This is a genomic window from Faecalibacterium sp. i25-0019-C1 (genome assembly GCF_042854225.1).
In the GTDB taxonomy this organism is placed as follows: Bacteria; Bacillota; Clostridia; order Oscillospirales; family Ruminococcaceae; genus Faecalibacterium; species Faecalibacterium taiwanense.
Genome location: NZ_AP031428.1, coordinates 1062108 through 1082409, shown reverse-complemented (window position 1 = coordinate 1082409; position 20302 = coordinate 1062108). Strand labels below are relative to the sequence as shown.

The following is a 20302-nucleotide window of genomic DNA, read 5'->3' as shown; positions in this document are numbered from 1 at the left end:
GCCTTGCAGCTCAGCCGATCTTTTGTTAGAAGAAAGCAGATGATCACTTCGTAAAGAGCTGGATCCACTGATGGCCCCAAGTGCTGGAGCTGTTGTAGTAGTAGCCAACACCCATTGCACGAGCTTCGGGATTCAGAATGTTTGCGCGATGGCCTTCGGAGTTCATCCAGGCATTCACGACTTCTTCAGGAGAAACGCTGCCCCATGCGGCATTCTCGCCAGCAGCGGCATCCGTCACGCCGTACTCGCTGAGAACAGTGTACCACTTGGTACCATTGGGACGAACGTGAGAATTGACGGTTGCGATCTCTTCGGCGCGCTGCTGAGCAGCTGCGGTGAGCTTTGCATCGCCCATGACCAGGGGCTGCAGGCCGTACTTTGCACGCTCGGCATTGACCAGATTCAGAACTTCCTGACGGTAGTTGCTGGTGTAAGAGTTTTCGGGGCAAGAGAAGATCAGCACCCAGTAGTTGTTGTAAACACCGCCTTCGTAGTGGCCCACGCTCATGGTGGTCGCGTCTGCGTTCAGGATGCGCTCACGGGTAAAATCAATGTTCATCCACTGATCTACCGCTGCATCGGGGGTGGAAACGCCCGCCATGTAGTCCTCGCCAATCGACACATCTTCGATGCCATTCTCGGCGAAGATGGTGAAATCGCGCTGGCCATTGGGACGAACGTAGGAATAAGAAGAGGCCAGTTCCTTAGCGCGCTCCTGAGCGGCACTGTTGTGGTTGCTGTCGCCCAGCTGAACGGGCTTCAGGCCAGCCTTTGCGCGCTCGTTGTTTACGCGGCGCAGGAACTCGTTCTGATAAGCTTCGTCCTGAAAGCTGATGTAGGAATTTTCTTCTTCGATGGAGGCAGAACCCGAAGCCTCAGCTGCGTTTGCAGTAACGGGCCTGAGAGATGCAGCACCAAAAACCACAGCCAGAGTCATAGCAGCTGCTGCGATATTTTTCAGGGTGCGCATCTCGAGTTTCATAAGACATCCTCCGCAAGCTTTTGTATATAAAAACTTTTTTGCATTCATGTGAATGCGTACTGCAACACATTTGCAACTCTTCCGTTTCAAATGTGTTGCTTTTGTGCAACAAAAGTATCACAATAGCATCTCATCGTCAAGGGGTTTCTGTCGATTTTTTGAGAGAAAATGCAAAAAATCAAAATTTCCCGTTCCGAAAACGTTTCACAAGCGCAACAGGTTCATCCAAGATACCGTAAATTTGTTACGTCTGTGTTGCACTTCACCGTTTCCAGGATTGTTTTGTCACACTTAACGTGTTGCATTTTATTTTTCCACACCTTTTTGCAGTGTTTTTCATGCATTTTTCTGTATGTTTATTTACTTATATGCATATTTCAAAGTGCAACAGACTTTTGTGTGCGCTTTTCCGTTCCACTCCCCTCCCATCCCGCAGCCCTTTTCTGGGCTGCAGCCGGCCTTTGGCTGTACTTTCTGCAACAAAAAACAGCACAGGCAGCCTTTTCAGGGCCATCTGTGCTGTGCCGTATTCCTTACATAAAAAGAAGAGCGGCTCCGAAGAGCCGCCCTCCCACAATTCAGGCTATGCTATAAAAAGATCTCGCGTCAGTCGATCACTGAGCAGCCTTTGCTGCCTCGATCTGCTTGATCAGCTCGGGCACGACCTTGAACAGATCGCCCACGATGCCGTAGTCAGCCACGCCGAAGATGGGAGCACCCTCGTTCTTGTTGACAGCGATGATGCACTCGGAGTCCTGCATACCAGCAGTGTGCTGGATAGCGCCGGAAATGCCCAGAGCAACATAGATCTTGGGGTGCACGGTCTTGCCGGTCTGACCAACCTGATGGTCAGCGGTCATCCAGCCTGCATCGGTGACGGCACGGGAAGCACCCACAACGCCGCCGCCCAGAGCAGCTGCCAGCTGCTCAGCCAGCTCAATGCCCTTCTGGACATCCTTGCTGATGCCGCGGCCGACAGAGACGATCACGTCTGCGCCGATCAGATCGACCAGCTTCTCAGCGGCCTTCTCAACGCTCAGGACCTCGGTCTTGATGTCCTCAGCAGCCAGAGCGAATGCGGGCTTCACGATCTGGCAGGCATCAGCCTTGGCCTGATCGAAGGGAGCCTTCTTCATAACGCCGGGACGCACGGTGGACATCTGCGGACGGAAGCGGGGGCAGATGATGGTAGCCATCAGATGGCCGCCGAATGCGGGACGGGTCATCTTCAGGTTGCGGTCTTCCATATCGAACTTCTGCTTGGACAGGTCGATGGTGGAGCTCTCCTTCAGGAAATCGATGTACTTTGCAGTGTCGATGTCCAGATGGGTAGCATCAGCGGTCAGGCCGGTGTGCAGACGAGCTGCGCAGCGGGGGCCGAGATCGCGGCCGATGTTGGTTGCACCGATCAGCAGGACTTCGGGCTTATACTCGTTGACCATGTCGCACACGACCTTAGCGTATGCATCGGTGGTGTAATCCTTCAGCAGGGGGCTGTCGCAGACCATGACCTTATCGGCACCATAGCCGCCCAGCTCCTTGGCAATGCCTTCCACGTTGTCGCCCAGCAGCAGACCGGTGACCTCGCAGCCCAGCTCATCAGCCAGCTTGCGGGCCTCGCTCACCAGCTCGAAATCAGTGGGCATCAATGCGCCCTGGCGCTGCTCGCAGAAGACCCATACGCCCTTGTATTCGTTAAAATCAGCCATTGTAATCCTATGCTCCTTTCATCAGATCAGGTGCTTCTTGGCCAGGATACCAGCCAGCTGTGCGGCAGTATCGTCGCCCTTCAGCATGGTGCCTGCGCCCTTCTGCGGAGGAGTGAAGGACTTAAAGACGTTCGTCGGAGAACCCTTCAGACCAATGGTATCGACCTCGATCAGCGGATCGTCCTTCAGTGCGTTGTAATCGAACACTTCCATCGGCTTGTCGTAGCAGGTGAAGATGCCGTTCACGCTCATGTAACGGGGCTGGTTCAGCTCCTTGATGCAGGTCAGCAGGCAGGGAGTCTGCACCTTGACCATCATGTAGCCGTCCTCCAGCATACGCTTCACGGTCAGGGTGTTGCCATCCTTCTGGATGTCAGCCACATAGGTGACCTGAGGCAGGTGCAGCTTCTCAGCAATCTGAGGACCGACCTGAGCAGTATCACCATCAATTGCCTGACGGCCGCAGAACACAACGTCCTCGGGGCCAACACCGATCTTGTTGACGGCAGCAGCCAGGATCTGGCTGGTTGCGAAGGTATCGGAACCGCCGAACTCACGGCCAGAAACCAGAACAGCCTTATCTGCACCGCGGGCCAGCAGCTCACGCAGCATGCCTTCTGCCGGCGGGGGACCCATGGTAACAACAACGACTTCGCAGCCGGTAGCGTCCTTGAGCTTCAGAGCAGCCTCCAGAGCGTTCAGGTCATCAGGGTTGGTGATGGTAGCCATCGAAGCACGGTCCAGAGTGCCATCGGGCTTGACGGACACCTTGCCGGAGGTATCAGGAACCTGCTTTACACAAACAATTGCTTTCATTGTAACTCTTGCCTCCCTTACTTCAGCAGCGCGCCGGAAATGACCATCATCTGCACTTCGCTGGTGCCCTCGTAGATCTCGGTGATCTTGGCATCACGCATCATGCGCTCGATGGGATAGTCACGGGTGTAGCCGTAACCGCCGAACAGCTGCAGGCAGCGGCGGGTCACATCGCTTGCGGTGCGGGCTGCGATCAGCTTTGCCTGAGCAGCCTCAACGCTGTAACGGACCTTCTTGCCATCCATTGCTTCCTGCTTCTTCAGAGCAGCAGCGTAGACCAGATACTTTGCAGCCTCAACGCGTGCCTTCATCTCAGCCAGCTCGAACTGGGTGTTCTGGAATGCGGAAATGCTGCGGCCGAACTGCTTGCGCTCCTTGACGTAAGCAACGGTCTCTTCCAGAGCGCCCTCGGCAATGCCCAGAGCCTGAGATGCGATACCGATACGGCCGCCGTCCAGAGTAGCCATAGCCAGCTGGAAGCCGCGGCCACGCACACCCAGCATACGGTCAGCAGGGATGCGGCAGTCCTCAAAGATCAGCTCGCAGGTGGAAGAACCGCGGATGCCCATCTTGTCCTCAGCCTTACCGACGGAGAAGCCCGGGTCGGTGCGCTCCACGATAAAGGCGGAGCACTGCTTGGTGGGACGGCCCTTCTTGTCGGGCACGATATCGGTGACAGCAATAACGATAAAGACGTTTGCGTAGCCGGCGTTGGTGATGAAGATCTTGGAACCGTTCAGGATCCAATCACCGGTCTCGGGGTCCTGCTTTGCAAAGGTCTGCTGACCCTGTGCATCGGTGCCGGCACCCGGCTCAGTCAGGCCGAAAGCACCCAGCCACTCACCGCTGCACAGCTTGGGCAGATACTTTGCCTTCTGCTCGGGAGTACCATTTTCATAAATAGGAGCAGCACACAGGCTGGTGTGAGCAGAGACGATGACACCGGTGGTGCCGCAGACCTTGCTCAGCTCTTCCACTGCCATGACGTAGGACAGCACATCGCCGCCTGCACCGCCGACCTCAGTCGGGAAATAAATGCCCATCATGCCGAGCTTGCCCATCTTTTCGACGGTCTCTTTGGGGAAGTACTCTTCCGCATCAACCTTCTTTGCCAGGGGCTTGACTTCGTTCTCAGCAAACTCGCGGTACATTTTCTGTACCATCTGCTGCTGCTTGGACAGAGTAAAATCCATCGCTATATCCTCCTAACGGGTCTTTTTCATTTACCGGAATTGCCCGGTGCAAACAAATTCCTCCCGGCCGCGTTTCCGCGGTCGGGAGAAATGTTTATCAGAATTTACAGCTGGTCAACAGGGGTCTTGGTGCGGTCTGCGTTGTAAACGTAGAAGCCCTTGCCGCTCTTGCAGCCCAGGTTGCCGCCGCGGACCATCTTACGGATCAGCGGGCATGCACGGTACTTGCTGTCGCCGGTCTCCTTGTACAGCACGTCCATGATAGCCAGGCAGATATCCAGGCCGATGAAGTCGCCCAGCTCCAGGGGACCCATGGGATGGTTGGCACCCAGCTTCATAGCGGTGTCGATGCCGGCGATATCGGAAACGCCTTCCATCTTGATGAAAGCAGCTTCGTTAATCATGGGGATCAGGATGCGGTTGACGACGAAGCCTGCAGCCTCATTGACCTGAACCGGCTGCTTGCCGATGGCAACAGAGATCTCCTTGATCTTCTCAACGGTCTCAGCGGGAGTGTTGCAGCCTGCGATGACCTCGATCAGCTTCATGCGGTCTGCGGGGTTGAAGAAGTGCATGCCGACCAGCGGACGGCCAACGCCCTTGCCGATCTCGGTAATGGACAGAGAAGAAGTGTTGGAAGCGAAGATGCACTCGGGCTTGCAGATTTTATCCAGTTCGCCGAAGGTGGTCTGCTTGACCTTCATATCCTCAAAAGCAGCCTCAACGACCAGATCGCAGTCAGCGCACAGGTCTTCCTTCAGGCCCGGGGTGATGGCAGCAACGATAGCGTCTGCCTTTTCCTGCGTCATCTTTCCCTTGGCAACCAGCTTCTCGTAGCCCTTCTTGATCTTTGCCAGACCATTCTCGGCCCACTCCTGCTTGATGTCGCACAGAGCAACGGTGTTGCCCTCAACCTGTGCAAATGCCTTTGCGATGCCCTGGCCCATGGTGCCAGCGCCGATAACACCGATCTTCATAGGAAACCTCTCCTTTAATATCAAAAATTATGTAGTAATGGATTAGTTGTTGGTGAACACTGCCTTGGGCTTCGGCTTCTCACGGCTCAGGAAGCAGGCCATGCCTTCCTTCTGGTCGTGGGTCTCGAAGCAGCTGCCGAACAGCTTTTCCTCGACCTCAACAGCCTTCTCGATGGGCAGGCTGATGCCGCCGTTGATTGCCTTCTTGCAGTTGCGTACAGCGATGGGTGCATTCTTTGCGATCTTGCCGGCCAGCTTCAGCACGTTCTCCATCAGTTCAGCCTGAGGATACACAGCGTTCACCAGACCAATGCGCAGAGCCTCGTCCGCCTTGATGTTCAGTGCAGAGTAGACCAGCTGCTTTGCCATACCCATGCCGACCAGACGTGCCAGACGCTGGGTGCCGCCGAAGCCCGGGGTGATGCCCAGACCCACTTCCGGCTGGCCGAACACAGCGTTGTCAGAGCAGATGCGGATGTCGCAGCTCATAGCCAGCTCGTTGCCGCCGCCCAGTGCAAAGCCGTTCACGGCTGCAATAACGGGGATGGGGAAGCTCTCGATCATCAGGAACACATCATTGCCCAGCTTGCCGAAGGCCTCACCCTCTGCCTTGGTCATGGTGCTCATGGAACCGATATCTGCACCTGCCACGAAGCTCTTGTCGCCTTCGCCGGTCAGAACGATGCAGCGGACAGTCTCCTGATCCACAGCCTCAAAAGCTGCCTTCAGGTCTGCCAGAACTTCGGGATTCAGGGCATTCAGTGCCTTGGGGCGGTCGATGGTAATGATCTCAACTGCACCCTGCACCTCGGTTTTTACAAATGCCATTGTGAAAACCTCCTATTCAAATCTTATCAATTATCACAAACAGCCCCCGGACGGAGGAAAGGCTCTCCGGTTCCCTTCCCCGCCCGGGTCTGTCATTCAGTCAGGATTCCAAGAGGTGGAACTTAGTCCATCTCAACGATGGTAGCGCAGCCCATGCCGCCGCCGATGCACAGGGTAGCCAGACCCTTGTGAGCACCGCGATGCTTCATAGCATACAGCAGGGTGACCAGGATACGAGCGCCGGAAGCGCCGACCGGGTGGCCCAGAGCAATTGCGCCGCCGTTGACGTTCACCTTGCTCATATCAAAGTTCAGAGCCTGGCTGACAGCCACAGACTGAGCAGCAAATGCCTCGTTGGCCTCGATCAGATCCATGTCAGCAACGCTCATGCCGGTCTTAGCCATGACCTTCTTGGTAGCAGCGATGGGGCCCAGACCCATGACTTCCGGCTCAACGCCAGCCAAAGCACCTGCGACCCAGGTAGCCAGAGGCTTCACGCCCAGCTCCTTAGCCTTCTCCTCGCTCATGATGACCAGAGCAGCAGCGCCGTCATTGATGGCGGAAGAGTTGCCGGCGGTCACGATGCCGTCCTTGGTGAAAGCGGGCTTCAGCTTTGCCAGCACTTCAGGAGCGCTCAGACGGGGGCCTTCATCAGTATCGAACACGGTGTCGCCCTTCTTGCCCTTGATCACAACGGGAACGATCTCGTCCTTGAAAGCGCCGTCCTTGATGGCCTTGTCAGCCTTCAGCTGGCTGTTGTATGAGAACTCGTCCAGCATCTCACGGGTGATGGGGCTGTAGCCGTACTTCTTCTGATAGGTCTCGTTGGTGCAGACGTTCTCAGCGGTCATGCCCATGTGCTTGTTGAAGCCGCAGGCATCCCACAGAGCATCGTTGACCATGGTATCCACGATCTCGCTCTTGCCCATAGGAGCGCCCATGCGGTAGCCGTAACGAGCCTTCTGCAGTGCGAAGGGAGCCATGTCCATGTTCTCCATGCCGCCTGCGACCACGATATCAGCATCGCCAGCCTCGATCATCTGAGCAGCCATATTGACGCAGTTCAGACCGGAGCCGCACACCACGTTGACAGTGACAGCCGGGGTCTCGATGGGCAGGCCAGCCTTCAGAGCAGCCTGACGAGCGACGTTCTGGCCCAGACCGGCCTGAATGACGCAGCCCATGTAGACATGATCGACCTGCTCGGGAGCGACGTTTGCACGGTTCAGAGCTTCCTTGATGACGATGGAGCCCAGCTCAACTGCGGGAACGTTTGCCAGAGTGCCGCCGAACTTGCCAATAGCGGTACGGCATGCAGATGCGATAACGATCTTTTTCATGTGAATAGCCTCCTGAATTGTGTATGTGTTACTTTTCGTAAGCCATTTTTATCAAAACGCCCGTAAGCGCTTTTACAAATTAGGTCTCGGGGTCTTTTTTCTGCCGGATCAGCGCATACTTTTCGTTGACCGCCTTTTCCACATTGGGTGTGACGAACTTACCGATGTCGCTGCCGTAGTAAGCTGCCTCTTTTACAATGGTGGAAGAAAGGTAGCTCCACTTGATGCTCGTTGCCAGAAACATGGTCTCGATGCCGGGCATCAGTGCGTGATTGGTCTGCGCAAGCTGGATCTCGTTTTCAAAATCCGTCACCGCCCGCAGGCCCCGCACCATCACCGAAGCGTGCCGTTTCTTGGCGAACTCCACGGTCAGGCCGTCGAAGCTCTCCACCGAAACATTCTGGATGCCCTTGCAGCATTCCTTTAAAAGCTCCACGCGTTCCTCCACGGTGAACAGCGGATTCTTTGCGTTGTTGTTGAGCACCGCCACGATCAGATGATCGTTGATCTTTGCTGCGCGCTTGATGATATCGAGATGCCCTTTTGTGACCGGATCGAACGAACCGGGATAAACTGCTGTTGCCATCGTCTGGTGTCCTCCTTGAGCGCTGTGAAAAGCGCGTTTTGGTTCTGCCATGATAGCACTTTCCAGTCTTGGGTGCAAGATTTTTGTGCAAGCTGTACGTTTTATCGTTAAAATTTAAACAATCAATGTCGTGCTGCATCGCAGCTGCTTGCTACGCTATAAGTAAACCATATCGTCAAAATTTTATCAAGTCCTTTTGCAAAGATTTTGGTTTTTCAGCACCAAACAATCGTCCAAAAACTCCGCGAATTTTGTCCATATTGCCAGTCGGTCAAAATTTTCTCGATAAACTATTGATTCTACACATTGTTAATGTTATAACTAAGTTGTGCAGATCTGCTGCCCTGTCCGACAGCTGCCTTCTGCTGGTTATCAGGATATCATCCGCCTGTGTCAGAGCTGTGTTCAAATTGCCAACAGGTGGTAAACATCCTGCAAAGATTTGTCCGTGCAGGAAGAGTAAATGATAAATTTACAATTCCTTTATGTTATTATAGGAGAGGATGGTTTATAATGGATTTTACGGAACTGTATGCTCAGAAGAAAATGACCGCCGCTCAGGCTGCCGCACTGGTCAAAAGCGGTGACTGGGTGGATTACGGCTGGGCTGTGAACACCCCTGTGGCGGTGGATGCCGAGATCGCAAAGCGTCTGCCTGAGCTGGAAGGTGTCAACTTCCGCGGCGGCATCCTGATGTGGGTGCCCGCGATCTTCCAGATCGACGATCCCGCTGCACACATGACATGGAACAGCTGGCATATGGGCGGCATTGAGCGCAAGGCCATTGCACAGGGCTTCTCCTTCTACTCCCCCATCCGTTATTCCGAGCTGCCCCGCTACTACCGCGAAAGCCCGGATCCGCTGGATGTGGCGGTGTTCCAGGTGACCCCCATGGACGAGCACGGCTACTTCAACTTCGGCCCCAGTGCATCTCATCTGGGTGCTGTGTGCGAAAAAGCCAAGAAGATCATCGTTGAGGTCAACAAGAACATGCCCCGCTGCCTTGGCGGCATGGAGAACTGCATCCACATTTCTCAGGTCACCGGCATCGTGGAAGGCGAGAACCCGCCCATCGGCCAGATGGCCGCTCCCGGTGCTGCTACCGAAGTGGATCTGAAGGTTGCCAACCTGATCGTTCCGCAGATCCCCAACGGTGCCTGCCTGCAGCTGGGCATCGGCGGTATGCCCAATGCCATCGGCAGCCTGATCGCACAGAGCGATTTGAAGGATCTGGGCGTGCACACCGAAATGTATGTGGATGCCTTTGTGGATATCGCCAAGGCCGGCAAGATCACCGGTGCATGCAAGCAGCTGGACAAGGGCCGTCAGGTCTACGCCTTCGGTGCCGGCACCCAGAAAATGTACGATTACCTGAACGATAACCCGGAGTGCATGTCTGCACCCGTGGACTACACCAACGATATCCGCAGCATCTCCGCACTGGATAACTTTATTTCCATCAACAACGCTGTGGACATCGACCTGTTCGGTCAGGTGAACGCCGAGACTGCAGGCCTCAAGCAAATCTCCGGTGCCGGCGGTCAGCTGGACTTCGTTCTGGGCGCATACCTTTCCAAGGGTGGCAAGAGCTTTATCTGCCTGTCCTCTACCTTCTTTAATAAGAAGACCGGCCAGCTGGAGAGCCGCATCCGTCCCACTCTGGAAAACGGCAGCATCGTCACCGATACCCGTGCCAACATCCACTACCTGTGCACCGAGTACGGCTGCGTGAACCTGAAGGGCCTGACCACCTGGGAAAAGGCCGAAGCTCTGATCAGCGTAGCACATCCCGACTTCCGTGAAGACCTGATCAAGGAAGCCGAAAAAATGCACATCTGGCGCAGGAGCAACAAAATCTGATAAGTGCCGCGGGGATTCCTGCTGTCCGCGGCTGAAATGGAGTCTATCATGATGGACAAAAAGCCGCACATCAAGCCCTATCTCTACGGGATGTTGGCAGGATTTGGAGCGATCTCCCTGAGCATCATCTTCTTTTTCCTGATCTACCGCTTCGATGGTTTTGGTGATGCCATCTCCACGCTGACCGGCATTCTGATGCCATTCATCTACGGTGCCGTCATCGCCTACCTGCTCAAGCCTGTGTGCAACACCATCGAGAGCTTTCTGCGCCGGTTCATCCCGGAAAAGATGCATGGTCTGGTCAATGTGCTGTCCGTTACGCTGACCATCCTGTTCGGCCTGCTCCTCATCTACGCTTTGTGCATGATGATCATTCCGCAGCTCATTACCAGCGTGACCACCCTGTACTACACTGCGCAGCGCAACCTCGCAAAGTTCGTGCAGTGGGCGAATCATGTGGAGTTCATTGAGAACAACCAACAGATCATGGACATGCTCAATTCTGCTTATGCCACCATCAGCACCAATATCGATGATCTGATCAAGACCCGGCTCCTGCCCTCCATGCAGAACATCGTCAGCGGTGCCGCAGTGGGTGTGCTGAACGTAGTGACCATGGCCAAGAACCTGATCATCGGCATCATCGTGGCCGTGTATATGCTGGCCAGCCGCAAGCGCTTTGTGCAGCAGGCCAAGCTGGTGCTCTACAGCATCTTCAAGCCCCGCTGGGCAGAGCTGATCAAGGAAGAAGTGAAGTACGCCGATAAGATGTTCGGCGGCTTCATCAACGGCAAGATCATGGATTCCGCCATCATCGGCGTGCTGTGCTATATCGGCTGCCTGATCTTCAAGTTCCCCAGTGCCCTTCTGGTTTCCGTGATCATCGGCGTGACCAATGTGATTCCCTTCTTCGGCCCGTTCATCGGTGCCGTGCCCGCCACCCTGCTGATCCTCATTCAGAGCCCCATCAAGGCGCTGTGGTTCGTCCTGTTCGTTCTGGTGCTGCAGCAGCTGGACGGAAACGTGATCGGCCCCAAGATCCTGGGCAACACCACCGGTCTTTCCAGTTTCTGGGTACTGTTCGCCATCCTGCTGTTCGGCGGTCTGTGGGGCTTTGTGGGCATGATCGTAGGTGTGCCGCTGTTTGCAGTCATCTATGATGTGATCAAAAAGCTGGTCATCCACGGCCTGAAGCGCAACAAGGAGATCGACCTGCTGCAGACTTACCACGACAACTTCGGCGACCCGGAGGACGATGTTCCGGTAGAAACGTCTGCATCGGAAGCACCTCCTGCCGAAACAAATAATCTATAAATCACAATGCCCCAGCATTCCATGTGATACGCTACCCCTAGAGTAAACAGAGACAAAAACTCTGAGTACTCTGGGGGTATTTTCATGTCAAGAAGGAACAATCACTCTTCACGATTGACTGCTGCAACAACCGCCGTTACCAGCACCGTCTGTTCATCCAGATGTCGATGCAGGCTCATGTCGGTGCCATGAACCGAGCTGCCTGATACCGATTTTGCACAAAAAATTCGCCGTCTCCTTGTGGAAACGGCGAACAAAAACCTTATATTATTTTTTCTACTTGACAGAATGCACTTCAGTGATTCAGCGCGGGTCCTGTTTTTTTATTTCTGTTTCGTGCAGGGCTTTCTGGCTGCGTTTTGTGCCGTCACTCCACGGTCACGCTCTTGGCCAGATTACGCGGCTTATCCACGTCACAGCCGCGCAGAACAGCCATATAATAGGCGAACAGCTGTAACGGCACAATGAGCTGCAGCGGCATCAGAATGTCCTCATACTCATCCAGCCGGATCACGGCATCTGCCACGCCTTCCGGCACCACAGCATCCTTTGTGGTAAACAGCAGCACCCTTGCGCCGCGGCTGCGGGTCTCCTTGGCATTGGAAATGGTCTTTTCGTACACCTGTTTCTGGGTGGCCAGTGCGATCACCGGCACACCATCGGTGATCAGGCTGATGGTACCATGTTTCAGTTCACCGGCTGCATAGGCATCCGAGTGCACATAGCTGATCTCCTTGAGTTTCAGGCTGCCCTCCAGCGAGAGCGCATAGTCGAACCCGCGCCCAATGAAGAAGCAGCTCTGGGTGTTCACATAGCGGCTGGCAAGGTACTTGATCTGCTCACAATCTGCAAGGCGCGGCTTGATGACCTCCGGTGCGCGCAGCAGCTGGGCCGTAAAGCGGCGGGTCTCTGCCTCGCTCAGCCGTCCGCGCGCGTAGGCCAGCCGCAGTGCAAACAGATACAGCACGCACATCTGCACCATATACGCCTTGGTGGATGCTACCGCGATCTCCGGCCCGGCATAGGTGTACATTACATAATCTGCGGCACGTGCAATGGAGCTGCCCACCACATTCACGATGGCCAGCACCGGCACGCCGCGGCTCTTGGCCAGCTTGAGCGCTGCCAACGTGTCGCTGGTCTCGCCGGACTGGCTGATGATGATGACCAGATCGTTTTTTTCCAGAATGGGGTCCCGGTAACGGAACTCGCTGGCAATGTCCACCTCGGCGGGCACACGGGCCAACGTTTCGATGGCAGATTTGCCCACCATACCGGCATGCATAGCCGTACCGCAGCCCACCAGATGCACCCGGCCAATACCGCGCAGCACTTCATCGGTCAGCTCCGGGATGCGCAGCACCGGCAGTCCGTCCTCTACACGGGGGCTGACCGTGGCCATAATGGCCGCAGGCTGCTCGTTGATTTCCTTGAGCATAAAGTGGGGATAGCCGCCCTTTTCGGCAGCTTCCATATCCCAGTCCGCCTTCAGCTGCTGGCGCTCCACCGGCTCACCAAATTCGTTGTAAAAGCGGATGCCCTCTGTGGTGCAGACGGCCATATCCCCTTCTTCCAGCACGCTGTATTTCCGGGTATACTTGAGCAGTGCCGGAATATCCGAAGCCACAAAGTTTTCGCCCTCGCCCCAGCCGACGATCAGCGGGCTTTCCCGCTTGACTGCAAAAATGGTGTCCGGGTAATCCCGGAACAGCACGGCCAGCGCATAGCTGCCGCGCACCTTGGCAAGCGCCTGCTGCAGTGCACGCAGCGGGTCACCGGTATAGCAGCTGTCGATCAACTTTACCAGCACTTCGGTGTCCGTCTCACTCTGGAAGGTATAGCCTTTTGCGGCCAAGCGCTCCTTGAGCAGGCCGTAATTTTCAATGATGCCATTGTGCACAATGCTCACGCGCGGGGTCGAATGCGGGTGGCTGTTCACATCGCTGGGCTCGCCATGGGTAGCCCAGCGGGTGTGGCCGATGCCGCAGAAGCTTTGTGCCAGCTGCTGCGCCGCCAGCTTTTCCCGCAGGGCGGTGAGCCGTCCTTTGCTTTTTACCACGCGGATGCCGCCGTCCAGCGCAAGCGCCACACCGGCGGAGTCGTACCCGCGATACTCCAGCTTTTCCAGACCATCCAGCAGCACGTCCTGCGCACTGCGCTTACCGACATAACCAACAATGCCGCACATACAAAACACCTCCATACCGACCGTTCCCGCGCAAAAAGGCGCAGTGATATCCAGTCAGCTTCCTAGTACAGTTTATGTTCTTGTATGGCTTTCTTTGAAGGGATCTGTTGCGGTATTGCTGCCGTTTTTTGCCCTTCTCTGCGGCTGGTCTAGCCCTCAGCCGGAGAAACATCCGCCGAATCTTTCGATGATTCCTCTCCTCGTCACCCTCGCGGCTGTCACCCGCGTGGCCCGGCGCTTTGCGTTACCTGTGTGCTGCGCTCTCCCCTTTCTGATGCCCCATTATAGCACAAAGGCTGGCTCAGCGCCAGCCCAAAGTTTTATGAAGTTTCGGCCGCCAGACCAGCCGGTACATCATGAGCATGTTATGCAATGCCCGGTCGTACAGCACAAAGGCAACATTGCCCATGACCAGCGTTGCCAGCGAGACAGCCAGCGCGGTGGTGCGCAGCTCCTGCGAAATGCTGCCCGCCGGCACCAGCAGAAATACCAGCCCGTACATGGCCAGCACTGTGCCGTTGCACAGCAGCAGCTTGCAGACAATGCGCAGAACCGCAGGGCGGATGCGCTCAAACTTCGGCTTTGCCAGCGGGTAATACCCCAGCAAAAACACAAAGATCAGCGCTACTTCCTTATCCGGCACGAACAGCAGTGCCAGCAGGCTGACTGCCGCATAGGCCGTCAAAGCCAGCTGCATCCCGCACTCCACGCAGATTGTTGCAACAAGAAAGCCCGCCACTGCAGGCGCAATGAACATGGCAATGGGGATCACAGCTCCCAGCAGCATCAGTGCGACGCACAGCGCCGCCACAATGCCGCAGTAAGCCATGGCCCAGCTTTTTTGATGGTTTTGCTTCATGGGATCTCCCAGTTTTCGTGCTCAGCACCGGCTTCCAGCGGTTCCACCGCATGGTGCAGGCCAAGCAGCATGATGTTATCCAGCAGGCCGCGGTTCAATTTGATGTCCAGCATACTGTACACGCGGATCAGATCGTTGGCGGCAGCCAGTGCCTGACGGCGGGCATTCTCCACCGCCGCAGCCTGTCCCCGCAGGTCGTTGACTACGAACACGTTGTAGCGGCCGCTGCTCTTGTCCATCTCAAAGCGCTCAGCCTTATCCAGCAGGTAAAAAATGCGGCCGATGCTGCTGCCGATGTAGCGCATGCTCTTGCGCTGGCTGGGGTCGTCGGTGGCAAGGGTGGAATACAGTGCACCGTAAATGTTGCTCATGGGTTCAGCGGCAAGAGAGTAGTTCTTGGCGCTCAGGTTCATCTGCACCACGGCCTGATCCCGCTCCTGCACGAACAGCCGTTCCAGCGCCGGGTTCTCCTGCACGGCACGCTCATAGGCGCGGCGCAGCAGCAGACGGTCCACCGCACGGCGCAGGCGCTTGAGCGGCCGCAGCTCGCTGTATTTGCGGTCCTGCAGGTTGTGCCAGCCCAGCAGCACCTCCACCTGTGCGGCCAACCGGATGCCCTGGGTCTGGCACATGAGCCTGCGCCAGGCCAGTGTGCCCGGGACCCGCTTGCGCTGGCAAGTGGCCTGCCGCCCGGCCAGACTGTCCGAAAGGATGGCAAACAGCACGCCGTTGCTCCGCAGCAGATGGCAGGAATATAATCCGTACGCCTCGTACAGCTGACGTCGCACCCCGCGCAGATAGCGCAGGTAGATATTGTAATCCCGGATGGTGAGCTCCGGCAGATATGGCCGCATCCTACCCTTCATACGCACCTTTTCCTCCTCGGAAGAACCGCAGAATAATAAGGTAAGTATAATCCATTTTCAGCCCGGGTTCAACCATCCTTTGTAAAAAGAGCATGAATTTGTCTCATCTTTGCCGCACGTGGCGCGGAACACAGCGTAAAACTTCCTGTATTTGCGTCCATTTCCATCTCCTGCCAATTCAGGCCCCGCTTTGTTTTTTTCCGGTAATTACCGGCTGCAATGTAAAAAGCCGCACTGGACAGCTCCGGTGCGGCAGGTAACATTTTTCAATTACTTCTTGTTAAAGCGGTTCGGTGCAGTGCGCTTGCCGTCAAAGCCGGACTTCGGCATCGGCTTTGCAGTGTGCTCAAACTTGGGCGCGCTGTAGTACATATACAGCTGGCAGGGGATCATGCCGTTGTACATCTTGCGGCGCTTGTTGGCACGCTTGCCGTAGTGGGTCTCAAAATCCATATCGGCAGTGATCGCATACACGCCTGCACAGGGGTGTGCTTCCATCTGCCGGCCCAGCGTGCGGGCCAGCTTTGCAGCACCTTCAATGGTGCTCATGCGCTCGCCATACGGGGGATTCGTCAGCACGATGGCCTCCTGCTTTGCGGCAAAGTCGGCCACATCAGCCACTTCAAAGTGGCAGCGCTTTTCCACACCGGCCAGCTTTGCATTGGCGTTGGCCAGAGCCACAGCGGCAGGGTCGATATCATAGCCAAAGGCTTCAAAGCCCACATCCAGCTTGGCCTCGGCCAGTGCCTTCTGACGCTGCTCAGCCCAGATGGCTGCCGGCACAAAGCCATAGCGCTCGGCGGCAAAGCGGCGCTTCAGGCCGGGGGCAATGTTCATGGCTTTCTGAGCAGCTTCGATCAGCAGCGTGCCGCTGCCGCAGAAGGGGTCCTCCACCAGACTGTCGCGGCGCACACGGCCAAGGTCTGCAATGGTAGCCGCCAAAGTCTCGCGGATGGGTGCCTCCATGGCGTTGCGGCGGTAGCCGCGCTTGTGCAGGCCGTCGCCGGTGGTGTCCAGCATGATCTCACACTGATCCTTGCGCAGCATGAAGCGGATCTTGTACTCCGCGCCGGTCTCCGGCAGCACAGAGGTGTGGTGCTTTGCCATCAGGCGCTTGACCACAGCTTTTTTGATGATGCTCTGGCAGGCAGGCACACTGGACAGCTGGCTGTTCAGCGAAGAGCCGGTGACCGGAAAGGCTGCGTCTGCGGGCAGCAGCTCCTCCCACGGGATATCGTACACGCCGTCGAACAGGTCATCAAAGGTGGCGGCCCTGTAGCGGGCCAGCAGCAGCATCACGCGCTCCACCGTGCGCAGATTAAGGTTTGCAGCAGCGATCATCTCTGCGCCGCCGGCAAAGCTCAGACGGCCATCGTCCACGCGGATATTCTCTGCGCCGATGCGGGTCAGCTCAAATTTTGCAGTGGATTCACACCCAAAAAAGCAGGGCGCGATCAGTTCAAATTTTGCAGGCATTGTGTTTCCTTTCTTTTATTACGGAAAAAACAGACCTGCCCGATCAAATGAGACAGGTCTGTTTCCGTTATTTTGATCAGGCTTGAAAAGCGCAGGCCTTTCCGCTCAGCGGCGGCCACCGCGGCCGCGAGGCGCATAACCACCGCCGCGGCGGTTATTGGTCTCGTGATCAAGATCGGCCATCTTCTCTTCGCTCTGGCTCTTGAAGCGGCTCATCATGTCCTCAAAACTCATGTTATCGGAACGGACGGGAGCCTTGGGCTGCCATACACGGGGTGCGCTGTCGCGGGCAGGGCCTCTGCCGCCCTCACGCGGGGGGCGGCCAGCGCCGCCGCGGCCTGCACCAAAATGACCACCCTCGCGGGGGCCGCCCGGACGGGGACCACCAGAGCGCGGACCGCCTGCAGGGCCTCTGCCCTCACGCGCCGGGCGCGGAGGCGGCGGCAGCAGGCGCTTGATGGACAGCGCGATCTTGCCATCCGGTGCAATGTTGATCACCTGCACCTTGACGATATCACCATCGTGCAGAACAGCTGCAATGTCCTGCACGAACTCGTTGGACACCTCGGAAATATGGACCATGCCTACACGGCCCTCCGGCAGTGCGACAAAAGCGCCAAACGGCTTTACACCGGTGACGCGGCCCTCGAATACGTTCCCTACCTCAATTGCCAAAACTCAATACTCCTTGTTTTCCATAGAATGGGCAGCAATTCAGCTGCCGGTCACATCCACAAAGATGCGCTCGTTGGGTGCAGCGTAATTGTAAGAATCCCGCGCGACCCACTCGGTGATCTGGTCTGCATCGCCGCTGAGAATGCGCTGCATCTCCTCGTTTTCAGTCTTTTGCTGGGCGATCTGCTCGTTCAGCGTGTCCAGCTCCGCACGTTTGGAGCTGATGGTGACCTGATTGGAAATGTATGCTGCCAGCATACTCAGCAGCAGGACAAAAAACACCCGTACAAGCGTTTTAACGACCACTTTCTTCTTGCGTTTTCTGCGGTCCGGTGCTGCCATGATCTCTTCTGCCCCCGTTGCATTTGACTCTTACTTTAACACATATGAATTATACATCATGCGGCGCTGGTTTGGCAAGTTCTTTTTGCGCTTTTTTGCAGTTCTTTTTGCGCTGCGGCGTAGTTTGCGCACCTTTCTCCGCCGGGCGCGCCGCCGCTCTGCCGGCCGGAGCACCCGGCGCTGTAAAACGCCTCCCGCTGCACGCAGCGGTGCACCCAGCACAAAGGCTGCTGCACCGGCACCGGCAAAGGCTGCCGCAGCCATGTACCAGCGCAGAACACCGGCACTGCTCTGCCCTGCTGCGTAGCTCTGCACAGCAGCCAGCACAGCACCCATCCACACCAGATCCGGCACAAAAGCTGCACGCCCTCTGGCCGGGAATACAGCCCGCAGTGCGCCGATACTGGCTCCCAGCACCGTGCAGGCAGCGATCTCCTGCCCAAGGGCTGCAGGCGGCAGTACCGGGATCATCGCAGCAGGCGGCGCAGGAAACCGCCCGCCGGTGCGCTGGCCGTATATTCCAGCGTGTCGATGCGGCCGGTGAACTTCGCCTCCCCGGTCTCCAGATCCAGCGCCGCCATGTTCAGCTGCGCCCCGGTCAGGTGCAGCGTGCCCTTGCCCGTTTCCATGGCAGCGCTGTCGGCATTGCAGTGCAGTACCTTCTGCACACCGGTCACCGTCAGGCGGGCGCGGCTTTCCAAGATCAGATCGTGCGGCGCGGGCTGCGGATCTCTGGGTGTTTTTTCCGGCATGGTTCGTCTCCCCTTTTCTGGTGCATCCTATGCACCGGACCGGGGCTTTTATGCCTGCTCGCCCTCTGCAATGATCTCGTACATCTCGCGGGCCACATCCTTGGTGCGCGGCTCCACATCCGAGAGCACCTTTACCTTGATGGGCCGGTTGCCGAAGGTCACCTCGATGATGTCGCCCGCCTTGACGGCCTGACTGGCCTTGGCGATCTTGCCGTTGATGAGGATGCGGCCTGCATCGGCCACCTCGTTTGCCACGGTGCGGCGCTTGATCAGACGCGAAACTTTCAAATATTTATCCAGACGCATGGTTCTTCCTCCTGTCACAAAAAAAGCCGCCGCACCCTCTTGCAGGCAGCGGCGGCAAAGCAGATACAGCTTACAGGGTGTCCTTCAGGGACTTGCCGGGCTTGAACACGATGCTGCGGGAAGCGGCAATGGTGATCGGCTCACGGGTGCGGGGGTTGATGCCCTGACGCTCGGCGCGCTCACGCATCTCAAAGGTGCCAAAACCGGAAATGGTGATCTTTTCGCCCTCAGACATGGCCTTGCTCAGTGCTTCAAACACAGCATTGACAGCCTGCTCAGCGCTCTTCTTGCTCATCTCAGTGTTCGCAGCAACCTGTGCGATCAGATCGGTCTTCGTCATAAAAATACCCTCCAGATTTGTTACTTGGTGTTCTTTTTTCTCTATCGGAGCAGGTCACTCGACCTGAGTACCGCTTTGTTCTTTCTGCGCCAGCAGTTCTGCACAATAGCGCTTGGATGCAAAGGTCAGCGCTTCCTCCGCGTCCACACCAGCCAGCCGCATGGCATTGGCCGCAGCAAACAGCAGTTCTCCCGCCGCCTGTGCGTCCTGTTCCCGGTTCCAGCCGTCCAGTGCTGCCCGCAAAGCCTGCCGTGCCGTTTCCGGCGCAGACTGCTCTGCCCCGCAGCGGTCGGCACGCTTCTGCAGCTTCTGGGCACGCATCAAAGCAGGCAGCGTAACCGGCACTGTGCCCAGCTCATCAGCCAGAGTGGTGCGGCCCTTTTCCTTATTTTTGAGCGCATCCCAGCCGTTTATACCCGCATTTTGTGCCGCCGAGGACGCAAAGATGTTCGGATGCCGGAACACCAGCTTCTCGCACACCTCACGGCAGACATCCTCAAAAGTAAAGCGCCCGCGCTCTTCTTCGATCACCGCGTGGAACGCCACCTGCATCAGCACATCGCCCAGCTCTTCCTGCATCAACTGCGGATCGTCAGCATCAATGGCCTCCAGCGCTTCGCAGGTCTCTTCCAGAAAGTTCTTCCGGATGGAAGCATGGGTCTGTACCTTATCCCACGGACAGCCGTTCTCCGGGTCCCGCAGGATACGCAGAATTTCCAGCAGCTGCTCTGCCGTATAGGGTGCCTTTGGCTGCCAGTCCAGCACAGCGCTCACCTGCCTTGTAAAAGATACTGTATATTGTATCGCATCTCATGCAGTTTTGCAAGACAAAGTGCGCAAATTTCCCGCATTTCGCCTGCATTTTCCGCTCGCAAAAACAGGACGGTGCCCTG

General features: G+C 56.7%; 22 protein-coding genes. 2 read left to right on the top strand and 20 right to left on the bottom strand.

Annotated features, from left to right (window positions below):
* Nucleotides 1-43: 43 nt before the first annotated feature.
* The 8 genes from ACGHUK_RS05340 to coaD all read right to left on the bottom strand — a co-directional run bounded on the left by ACGHUK_RS05340 (nucleotide 44) and on the right by coaD (nucleotide 8431).
* Nucleotides 44-982: a CAP domain-containing protein gene (locus ACGHUK_RS05340; RefSeq protein WP_390575386.1), complete on the bottom strand. Its 939-nt coding sequence runs from the start codon at nucleotides 980-982 to the stop codon at nucleotides 44-46.
* Between the two features lie 614 nt (nucleotides 983-1596).
* On the bottom strand, nucleotides 1597-2691 hold the full coding sequence (gene acrA / locus ACGHUK_RS05335) for an acryloyl-CoA reductase electron transfer subunit beta (protein WP_097774831.1): 1095 nt from the start codon (nucleotides 2689-2691) through the stop codon (nucleotides 1597-1599).
* A gap of 21 nt (nucleotides 2692-2712) precedes the next feature.
* On the bottom strand, nucleotides 2713-3507 hold the full coding sequence (acrB, locus tag ACGHUK_RS05330) for an acryloyl-CoA reductase electron transfer subunit gamma (RefSeq protein WP_005940175.1): 795 nt from the start codon (nucleotides 3505-3507) through the stop codon (nucleotides 2713-2715).
* A 17-nt stretch (nucleotides 3508-3524) separates the two neighbouring features.
* On the bottom strand, nucleotides 3525-4700 hold the full coding sequence (locus ACGHUK_RS05325; protein WP_005940174.1) for an acyl-CoA dehydrogenase family protein: 1176 nt from the start codon (nucleotides 4698-4700) through the stop codon (nucleotides 3525-3527).
* Nucleotides 4701-4804: 104 nt separating this feature from the next.
* Nucleotides 4805-5677: a 3-hydroxyacyl-CoA dehydrogenase family protein gene (locus tag ACGHUK_RS05320; RefSeq protein WP_097774829.1), complete on the bottom strand. Its 873-nt coding sequence runs from the start codon at nucleotides 5675-5677 to the stop codon at nucleotides 4805-4807.
* Between the two features lie 42 nt (nucleotides 5678-5719).
* Nucleotides 5720-6505 (bottom strand): enoyl-CoA hydratase-related protein, encoded by a 786-nt coding sequence (locus tag ACGHUK_RS05315; RefSeq protein ID WP_097774828.1) that lies wholly within the window; start codon nucleotides 6503-6505, stop codon nucleotides 5720-5722.
* Nucleotides 6506-6627: 122 nt separating this feature from the next.
* Nucleotides 6628-7845 (bottom strand): acetyl-CoA C-acetyltransferase, encoded by a 1218-nt coding sequence (locus ACGHUK_RS05310; RefSeq protein ID WP_097774827.1) that lies wholly within the window; start codon nucleotides 7843-7845, stop codon nucleotides 6628-6630.
* Nucleotides 7846-7924: 79 nt separating this feature from the next.
* Nucleotides 7925-8431, bottom strand: a complete 507-nt coding sequence (gene coaD / locus ACGHUK_RS05305) for a pantetheine-phosphate adenylyltransferase (RefSeq protein WP_371287957.1) — start codon at nucleotides 8429-8431, stop codon at nucleotides 7925-7927.
* A 513-nt stretch (nucleotides 8432-8944) separates the two neighbouring features.
* Between coaD and ACGHUK_RS05300 the strand changes: the two genes are divergently transcribed.
* Nucleotides 8945-10291: a butyryl-CoA:acetate CoA-transferase gene (locus ACGHUK_RS05300; RefSeq protein ID WP_005940161.1), complete on the top strand. Its 1347-nt coding sequence runs from the start codon at nucleotides 8945-8947 to the stop codon at nucleotides 10289-10291.
* A 48-nt stretch (nucleotides 10292-10339) separates the two neighbouring features.
* Nucleotides 10340-11605 (top strand): AI-2E family transporter, encoded by a 1266-nt coding sequence (locus ACGHUK_RS05295; protein ID WP_223387841.1) that lies wholly within the window; start codon nucleotides 10340-10342, stop codon nucleotides 11603-11605.
* A gap of 367 nt (nucleotides 11606-11972) precedes the next feature.
* Here ACGHUK_RS05295 and glmS read toward each other — a convergent pair whose 3' ends face one another.
* The 12 genes from glmS to ACGHUK_RS05235 form a co-directional block, all read right to left on the bottom strand.
* Nucleotides 11973-13793 carry a glutamine--fructose-6-phosphate transaminase (isomerizing) gene (glmS, locus tag ACGHUK_RS05290; RefSeq protein ID WP_390575382.1) on the bottom strand — a complete coding sequence of 607 codons (1821 nt, stop codon included), beginning with the start codon at nucleotides 13791-13793 and terminating at the stop codon, nucleotides 11973-11975.
* A gap of 301 nt (nucleotides 13794-14094) precedes the next feature.
* Nucleotides 14095-14652 carry a hypothetical protein gene (locus ACGHUK_RS05285; protein WP_390575379.1) on the bottom strand — a complete coding sequence of 186 codons (558 nt, stop codon included), beginning with the start codon at nucleotides 14650-14652 and terminating at the stop codon, nucleotides 14095-14097.
* Nucleotides 14649-15518 (bottom strand): DUF5685 family protein, encoded by an 870-nt coding sequence (locus ACGHUK_RS05280; protein WP_154255381.1) that lies wholly within the window; start codon nucleotides 15516-15518, stop codon nucleotides 14649-14651. The genes ACGHUK_RS05285 and ACGHUK_RS05280 overlap by 4 nt, the downstream gene beginning before the upstream one ends.
* Before the next feature lie 68 nt (nucleotides 15519-15586).
* A complete protein-coding gene (locus ACGHUK_RS05275) occupies nucleotides 15587-15781 on the bottom strand; it encodes a hypothetical protein (protein WP_390575377.1) in 195 nt (64 codons plus the stop codon).
* A gap of 7 nt (nucleotides 15782-15788) precedes the next feature.
* Nucleotides 15789-16994, bottom strand: coding sequence for a class I SAM-dependent RNA methyltransferase (locus ACGHUK_RS05270; protein ID WP_005940143.1), 1206 nt, complete (start codon nucleotides 16992-16994; stop codon nucleotides 15789-15791).
* Nucleotides 16995-17099: 105 nt separating this feature from the next.
* The gene (locus ACGHUK_RS05265) at nucleotides 17100-17669 is read right to left on the bottom strand and encodes a S1 RNA-binding domain-containing protein (RefSeq protein WP_005940140.1); all 570 of its coding nucleotides are present in this window, start codon (nucleotides 17667-17669) and stop codon (nucleotides 17100-17102) included.
* 39 nt (nucleotides 17670-17708) lie between these two features.
* Nucleotides 17709-18011: a septum formation initiator family protein gene (locus tag ACGHUK_RS05260; protein ID WP_390575375.1), complete on the bottom strand. Its 303-nt coding sequence runs from the start codon at nucleotides 18009-18011 to the stop codon at nucleotides 17709-17711.
* Between the two features lie 30 nt (nucleotides 18012-18041).
* Nucleotides 18042-18482, bottom strand: coding sequence for a hypothetical protein (locus tag ACGHUK_RS05255; protein ID WP_120079515.1), 441 nt, complete (start codon nucleotides 18480-18482; stop codon nucleotides 18042-18044).
* A complete protein-coding gene (locus tag ACGHUK_RS05250; RefSeq protein ID WP_005940132.1) occupies nucleotides 18479-18763 on the bottom strand; it encodes a YabP/YqfC family sporulation protein in 285 nt (94 codons plus the stop codon). The genes ACGHUK_RS05255 and ACGHUK_RS05250 overlap by 4 nt, the downstream gene beginning before the upstream one ends.
* A 48-nt stretch (nucleotides 18764-18811) precedes the next feature.
* Entirely contained in the window at nucleotides 18812-19069 is a 258-nt protein-coding gene (locus tag ACGHUK_RS05245) for an RNA-binding S4 domain-containing protein (RefSeq protein ID WP_005940129.1), read from the bottom strand.
* Between the two features lie 70 nt (nucleotides 19070-19139).
* Nucleotides 19140-19409, bottom strand: a complete 270-nt coding sequence (locus tag ACGHUK_RS05240; RefSeq protein WP_005940126.1) for an HU family DNA-binding protein — start codon at nucleotides 19407-19409, stop codon at nucleotides 19140-19142.
* A gap of 54 nt (nucleotides 19410-19463) precedes the next feature.
* Entirely contained in the window at nucleotides 19464-20174 is a 711-nt protein-coding gene (locus tag ACGHUK_RS05235; protein WP_223387844.1) for a MazG family protein, read from the bottom strand.
* Nucleotides 20175-20302: the final 128 nt, after the last annotated feature.

Coding starts and splice junctions, on each gene's coding strand:
- ACGHUK_RS05340 (WP_390575386.1), bottom strand. CDS start 982: ATGAAACTCGAGATGCGCACCCTGAAAAATATCGCAGCAGCTGCTATG.
- acrA (WP_097774831.1), bottom strand. CDS start 2,691: ATGGCTGATTTTAACGAATACAAGGGCGTATGGGTCTTCTGCGAGCAG.
- acrB (WP_005940175.1), bottom strand. CDS start 3,507: ATGAAAGCAATTGTTTGTGTAAAGCAGGTTCCTGATACCTCCGGCAAG.
- ACGHUK_RS05325 (WP_005940174.1), bottom strand. CDS start 4,700: ATGGATTTTACTCTGTCCAAGCAGCAGCAGATGGTACAGAAAATGTAC.
- ACGHUK_RS05320 (WP_097774829.1), bottom strand. CDS start 5,677: ATGAAGATCGGTGTTATCGGCGCTGGCACCATGGGCCAGGGCATCGCA.
- ACGHUK_RS05315 (WP_097774828.1), bottom strand. CDS start 6,505: ATGGCATTTGTAAAAACCGAGGTGCAGGGTGCAGTTGAGATCATTACC.
- ACGHUK_RS05310 (WP_097774827.1), bottom strand. CDS start 7,845: ATGAAAAAGATCGTTATCGCATCTGCATGCCGTACCGCTATTGGCAAG.
- coaD (WP_371287957.1), bottom strand. CDS start 8,431: ATGGCAACAGCAGTTTATCCCGGTTCGTTCGATCCGGTCACAAAAGGG.
- ACGHUK_RS05300 (WP_005940161.1), top strand. CDS start 8,945: ATGGATTTTACGGAACTGTATGCTCAGAAGAAAATGACCGCCGCTCAG.
- ACGHUK_RS05295 (WP_223387841.1), top strand. CDS start 10,340: ATGATGGACAAAAAGCCGCACATCAAGCCCTATCTCTACGGGATGTTG.
- glmS (WP_390575382.1), bottom strand. CDS start 13,793: ATGTGCGGCATTGTTGGTTATGTCGGTAAGCGCAGTGCGCAGGACGTG.
- ACGHUK_RS05285 (WP_390575379.1), bottom strand. CDS start 14,652: ATGAAGCAAAACCATCAAAAAAGCTGGGCCATGGCTTACTGCGGCATT.
- ACGHUK_RS05280 (WP_154255381.1), bottom strand. CDS start 15,518: ATGAAGGGTAGGATGCGGCCATATCTGCCGGAGCTCACCATCCGGGAT.
- ACGHUK_RS05275 (WP_390575377.1), bottom strand. CDS start 15,781: ATGTTACCTGCCGCACCGGAGCTGTCCAGTGCGGCTTTTTACATTGCA.
- ACGHUK_RS05270 (WP_005940143.1), bottom strand. CDS start 16,994: ATGCCTGCAAAATTTGAACTGATCGCGCCCTGCTTTTTTGGGTGTGAA.
- ACGHUK_RS05260 (WP_390575375.1), bottom strand. CDS start 18,011: ATGGCAGCACCGGACCGCAGAAAACGCAAGAAGAAAGTGGTCGTTAAA.
- ACGHUK_RS05255 (WP_120079515.1), bottom strand. CDS start 18,482: ATGATCCCGGTACTGCCGCCTGCAGCCCTTGGGCAGGAGATCGCTGCC.
- ACGHUK_RS05250 (WP_005940132.1), bottom strand. CDS start 18,763: ATGCCGGAAAAAACACCCAGAGATCCGCAGCCCGCGCCGCACGATCTG.
- ACGHUK_RS05245 (WP_005940129.1), bottom strand. CDS start 19,069: ATGCGTCTGGATAAATATTTGAAAGTTTCGCGTCTGATCAAGCGCCGC.
- ACGHUK_RS05240 (WP_005940126.1), bottom strand. CDS start 19,409: ATGACGAAGACCGATCTGATCGCACAGGTTGCTGCGAACACTGAGATG.